This is a genomic window from Dietzia maris (assembly GCF_014144855.1).
In the GTDB taxonomy this organism is placed as follows: Bacteria; Actinomycetota; Actinomycetes; order Mycobacteriales; family Mycobacteriaceae; genus Dietzia; species Dietzia kunjamensis.
This window is the reverse complement of the sequence record NZ_JAALDN010000320.1, coordinates 1-2829: the sequence shown is the minus strand read 5'-3', so window position 1 is coordinate 2829 and position 2829 is coordinate 1. Positions and strand designations below refer to the sequence as shown.

Below are 2829 nucleotides of genomic sequence, written 5' to 3'. Positions count from 1 at the left end.
CGACGAGGCCCCCGCCGGCCCGCCGGCCTCGGCCACCCCGTCCTCGCCGGCCACCGCGCCCGGACGTGCCGCCTCGACACCGTCGGTGGACACCTCCGCGGTCCCGCAGACCAACGTCCCGTCCACCCACACCGCCTCCGAGAGCGACGCGGAGCGGCTCGACTCCCAGACCCAGCTGCTGAACGGCGTGGACTACGCCCTGCCGCCCGTCAGCCTGCTCACGGCCGGTGACCCGCCCAAGTCGCGCAGCGAGTCCAACGACCAGATGATCGAGGCCATCCAGGGCGTCCTGGAGCAGTTCAAGATCGACGCGGCCGTCACCGGATTCACCCGCGGCCCGACCGTCACGCGCTATGAGGTCGAACTGGGCCCCGGCGTGAAGGTCGAGAAGATCACCGCCCTGCACCGCAACATCGCCTACGCGGTCGCCACGGACAACGTGCGGCTGCTGGCGCCGATCCCCGGCAAGTCCGCGGTCGGCATCGAGGTGCCCAACCTCGACCGCGAACTGGTGCGGCTGGCGGACGTGCTGACCGACCCCAAGACCGCCAGCAAGCACAATCCGATGCTCATCGGACTGGGCAAGGACATCGAGGGCGACTTCGTCACCGCCGACCTGGCCAAGATGCCGCACCTCCTGGTGGCCGGCTCCACCGGTTCGGGCAAATCGAGCTTCGTCAACTCGATGCTCGTGTCCCTGCTCACGCGGGCCACCCCGGACGAGGTCCGCCTCATCCTCGTCGACCCCAAGATGGTGGAGCTCACGCCGTACGAGGGCATCCCGCACCTCATCACGCCGATCATCACCCAACCCAAGAAGGCGGCCGCGGCGCTCGCGTGGCTCGTCGAGGAGATGGAGCAGCGCTACCAGGACATGAAGTCCACCCGCGTTCGCCACATCACCGACTTCAACGAGCGCGTGAAGTCGGGAGCCATCACGACGCCGCCCGGCAGCGAGCGCGTCTACCGGCCCTACCCGTACATCGTGGCGGTGGTCGACGAGCTGGCCGACCTCATGATGACCGCGCCCCGCGACATCGAGGACGCGATCGTCCGCATCACCCAGAAGGCCCGCGCCGCCGGCATCCACCTCGTCCTGGCCACGCAGCGGCCGTCCGTCGACGTGGTCACCGGCCTCATCAAGACCAACGTGCCGTCCCGTCTGGCGTTCGCCACGTCCTCGCTCACCGACTCCCGGGTCATCCTCGACCAGGCCGGGGCGGAGAAGCTCATCGGTATGGGCGACGGCCTCTTCATTCCGATGGGTGCCTCGCGTCCCATCCGTATGCAGGGTGCGTTCATCACCGACGAGGAGATCCACGAGGTCGTCGACTACGCCAAGAACCAGGCCGAGCCCGAGTACGACGAGTCCATCACCGCCGCCAAGGAGGACGGCAAGAAGGACATCGACGCCGACATCGGCGACGACCTCGACGACCTGCTCGCCGCCGTGGAGCTCGTGGTGTCCAGCCAGTTCGGCTCCACCTCGATGCTGCAGCGCAAGCTCCGGGTCGGCTTCGCCAAGGCCGGCCGACTCATGGACCTGATGGAGTCGCGCGACATCGTCGGACCCTCCGAGGGGTCCAAGGCCCGCGACGTGCTGGTCAAGCCCGAGGAACTCGCCTCGGTGCTCTGGATGATCAAGGGCGGGGCCCCGCCGGAGGAGGATCCGGACGACGAGCCGGCCGACCTCCGCGACCCGGCCGAGACCCCGGTGGGGTAGCGGCCGGGCGGGGTGTGCGTCAGGCGAGGGCGCCGAAGACCGGCGTCCACTCCCGGACCGTGATCTCCGAGACCATTCCGCGCAGGCAGTGGGGGTCGTCTCCCACGAGCGATCGTGCGGCCTCGTCGTCGTCGGCCTCCACCACCAGCAACGCCCCGGATCCGTCGACGAACGGTCCCACGGACCGGACGGACCCGTCGTCGACGCGGGCGGACAGCCACTCGCGGTGGGCGGGCTTGTTGGCCTCCCGTTCCTCGGTCTGGGCATCGGAGTAGCGGTAGGTGACGACGAAGAGCGGCATCGTGGATCTCCTGGGATCGGGATCGGGGTCGGGGGTGCGTCGCGACCAAGGGTATTCCCGCCGTCCTCGCTAAGGTGAGGGGGTGACTGCTTCCACGCGCGAGAACGGGCGCCGGACCGACGAGGTCCCCGTCCTCAACATCGCCAACGTGCTCACGGTGGTGAGGATCCTCCTGGTCCCCGTCTTCGTGGTCCTGTTCTTCGTCGCCGACGCCCAGGATCCCTGGTGGCGGGTGGGGGCGTTCGTCGTCTTCGCCGTGGCGATGTTCACCGACTACGTCGACGGTCACCTGGCCCGCAAGCTGGGGCTGGTCACCGACTTCGGCAAGATCGCGGACCCGATCGCCGACAAGGCGCTCATCGCCGCCGCGCTCATCTCGCTCTCACTGGTGGACGAGCTGTTCTGGTGGGTGACCGTGGTGATCCTGGTCCGCGAGGTGGGCATCACGCTGTGGCGCCTGTTCGGGGTGGATTACGTCGTGGCCGCGAGCAGGGGCGGCAAGCTCAAGACCGTCACACAGACGGTCGGCATGGGAATGCTCATCCTGCCGCTGCCGCACTGGGTGTGGCCGGTGGAGTGGATCGTCGTCGGTGCGGCCGTGGTGCTCACCGTCTTCACCGGCATCGATTACCTGGTCAAGGCCCGCCGGGCCGCACGCACCGCGGACTGACCCTCGTGGATCCCTCCGGTGCCGTGTCCCCGCCGGCGGCCGCCGCCGTCACCGCACTCCGGGACCGCGGATGGACCCTGGCCACGGCCGAGTCCCTCACGGCCGGGCTGCTCGCGGCCACCGTGGCCGAGGTGC

4 protein-coding genes are annotated in these 2829 nt (G+C 69.5%); 3 read left to right on the top strand and 1 reads right to left on the bottom strand.

The genetic code is table 11. From position 1 onward, the window contains the following. A partial coding sequence (locus tag G6024_RS10905) for a DNA translocase FtsK (RefSeq protein ID WP_235027868.1) occupies positions 1 to 1723 on the top strand: 1723 nt, incomplete at its 5' end. Between the two features lie 19 nt (positions 1724 to 1742). Here G6024_RS10905 and G6024_RS10900 read toward each other — a convergent pair. Continuing rightward, on the bottom strand, positions 1743 to 2024 hold the full coding sequence (locus G6024_RS10900) for a YciI family protein (RefSeq protein WP_069389096.1): 282 nt from the start codon (positions 2022 to 2024) through the stop codon (positions 1743 to 1745). 82 nt (positions 2025 to 2106) lie between these two features. Here G6024_RS10900 and pgsA point away from each other — a divergent pair, with 82 nt between their 5' ends. Both pgsA and G6024_RS17060 read left to right on the top strand, forming a co-directional pair. After that, the gene (gene pgsA, locus G6024_RS10895) at positions 2107 to 2694 is read left to right on the top strand and encodes a CDP-diacylglycerol--glycerol-3-phosphate 3-phosphatidyltransferase (RefSeq protein ID WP_069389095.1); all 588 of its coding nucleotides are present in this window, start codon (positions 2107 to 2109) and stop codon (positions 2692 to 2694) included. Then, the coding region (locus G6024_RS17060; protein WP_338122141.1) for a CinA family protein at positions 2589 to 2829 on the top strand (241 nt) is incomplete at its 3' end. The genes pgsA and G6024_RS17060, both read left to right, overlap by 106 nt.

Excerpts from the sequence above, each read along its gene's own strand:
- G6024_RS10900 (WP_069389096.1), bottom strand. The coding sequence starts at position 2,024 with ATGCCGCTCTTCGTCGTCACCTACCGCTACTCCGATGCCCAGACCGAG.